We start from the raw sequence: 2430 nt of genomic DNA, 5'->3' as shown, positions 1-2430 counted from the left end.
AAAAAAAGAGACTAACCAAAAAGTTAGCCTCACCATTCAATTGTTGCGCCACCAATCCGTTTTACACCTCTAATTTTAGAAATGTCCTCACACAGCTTTATAGCTGCGAGGTCTTTTTTCTTAGCTTCAATCATTAAGTCAACGTTTGCATTATGATTTTTCAAAAATAATAATAATGGCATAAGAAATTCAGAATCAACATAATCAGCATGGCTTCTGAATTCCTTTTCTGTTTTTGGTGATGATACGTGAATTTTTGGATGAAGCCCAACATTGGACCATGTGTCAAAAATTTCTGGCAAAAGATCCTCGAAATGTTCATCTTCATCTTTATTTGCAATGTAATGGTGATAATCAAAAAGCATTGGGATATTTTCTTTTTTACAAATTTCTAGTGTTTCTGTGGTCGTATATGTTTTATCGTCATTTTCAAGTGTCATCCGTTTCTTTACGTTATGAGGTAACTTTTTTATATTTTCATGAAATCGTTCAGTCGCTGCTTGTTTGTTACCATAAGCGCCACCTACATGAATGTTTATAATTGCTTCATCAGCAAGACCCATTGCATCTAACAAATCATAATGATATTGCATATCACCAACAGCATTATCTGTTATATGAGGCTTATCACTTGTAAATAGCGTAAATTGATTAGGGTGAAAGCTAGTTCTAAGCTTATTTTTCTTCACTAACTGGCCGATTTCAGTAAGTAAATCCTTAAAAGGTGTCCGGTAATCCCATAATACCTCCGGATGTGTAGCAAGCGGCACAATTGATGAGGAAAGCCGGTAAACATGGATTTCCTGAGCAATATTATAATGAATCATACGTAATGTATGCTCTAAGTTTTTTCTAGTTACATATAAAAGTTGTTCTTTCCTTTCAGTCTCGTCTAACTGCTTCCATCGTGTAAATGTTAATGACTTTGCAGGAGAGCAATCCCATAAAGCAAGAGCATGTGAAACATAACCAAATCGAATAATCATTTGACTTTCTCCTCATAGAAAATGTGAAATCATTGTTGCAAATTTCTCTTTTATCTTTTTAGTAAGAGGCCTTTTTTCATAGGCGCTATATGTTAATAGTTCAGAGTGATTCATATCTTTGTTAATTAAGCTACGCACTTTTTCAATAAAAACTGGATCGTAAATTAAACAGTTCATTTCGTCATTTAAGTACATACTGCGTTTATCGAAATTAGCTGTTCCAATATCACAAAATTTATCGTCAATAATAATGATCTTGGCATGAAAAAATCCATAAAAAAACTGATAAATCTCTCCACCGGCTAAAATAAGCGGTCCAAAGTAGGGAAGTGATGCTTCCTTTACAAGAGGATGGTCCTTACCCATGGGTACCACTAATTTCACTTGTACCCCTCTTGATAAGGCTTCTAGTAGTTCATTTAAAATCATTTTTCCAGGAATAAAATAGGGTGTGCAAATAATAATTTCTTGTTTGGCATTTTGGATAAACTCGATAAAATGGTCATCCAACTTCTCACCATAAGTCGATATAAACATATGGGTACTTTCACCTTTAGGAGATACAGTAGAAAAACGAGGTTCATTAAGATCATTTTCACCTGTAGAATCATACCAATCTTTTAGAAATTGCTGCTGTAAATCAGTAACACCTTCACCTTGAATTCTAAGGTGATAATCTCTCCAGTACCCAAACTTAGGATCTTGACCAATATATTCCTTACCGATATTAAATCCACCTAAATAGGATGTTTTTCCGTCAATAACTGTGATTTTCCGGTGGTTTCTTGCTTGAGAAGTATAAAACAAATAAGGTAATTTAGGTTTATGGGAAAAGGCAATTCGCACTCCCTGTTTTTTTAAAGCTTGAATTTTTTTCTTACCTAATTTTGAGCCGCCAACATAATCAAGCAACAACCTTACATCTAAGCCTTCTTTTGCTTTATCACCTAAAATAGATAAAAATTCATGACTGACTTTATCATTTTTCACTATAAAAAATAACACATGAACATATGTAGTACTATTTTTAATGTTCTCGAAGTAATCTTTATAAAAATCATTTCCATCAATAAAAACAGAGATATTACTTTTTCTTAGAGGATACTGGGTGTATTTAGAAGTTAAGAGATGATTTTTTCGACCGGCTTTATAGTCAAAGATCAACCAGCCAATTAGAATCGCCACAACGATAGAGCAGATGATTAACGTAGTCAAAGGCAATACCTCCTCCAGGTAGTAGCAGCAAATAAGAATGGGACCGTGATGAAAACAATTGATACAATGCGAAAATTAAAGCTGACAAATTTATTTTTATTATCTTTAACGGTAACGAAGCTTTTTATGTACATGGCATCTAGATGTATTCGACATAATTCGGGGAGTGACAGTGATTGACCCCCTTATAATGGACATATAAGTTATGATAAAGATACGACAAAGCTAT

General features: G+C 33.7%; 2 protein-coding genes. Both read right to left on the bottom strand.

Annotated elements, in window-relative coordinates; all coding sequences use genetic code 11:
* Positions 1-29 precede the first annotated feature (29 nt).
* Entirely contained in the window at positions 30-986 is a 957-nt protein-coding gene (gene uvsE / locus FS935_RS22955; protein ID WP_146950924.1) for a UV DNA damage repair endonuclease UvsE, read from the bottom strand.
* 12 nt (positions 987-998) lie between these two features.
* Positions 999-2201 carry a cardiolipin synthase gene (gene cls, locus FS935_RS22950; protein WP_146950923.1) on the bottom strand — a complete coding sequence of 401 codons (1203 nt, stop codon included), beginning with the start codon at positions 2199-2201 and terminating at the stop codon, positions 999-1001.
* Positions 2202-2430 lie beyond the last annotated feature (229 nt).

It is taken from the genome of Metabacillus litoralis (genome assembly GCF_007994985.1).
GTDB classification, from domain to species: domain Bacteria; phylum Bacillota; class Bacilli; order Bacillales; family Bacillaceae; genus Metabacillus; species Metabacillus litoralis.
The sequence above is the reverse complement of the archived record's forward strand: the minus strand, read 5'-3'. Positions and strand labels throughout refer to the sequence as shown.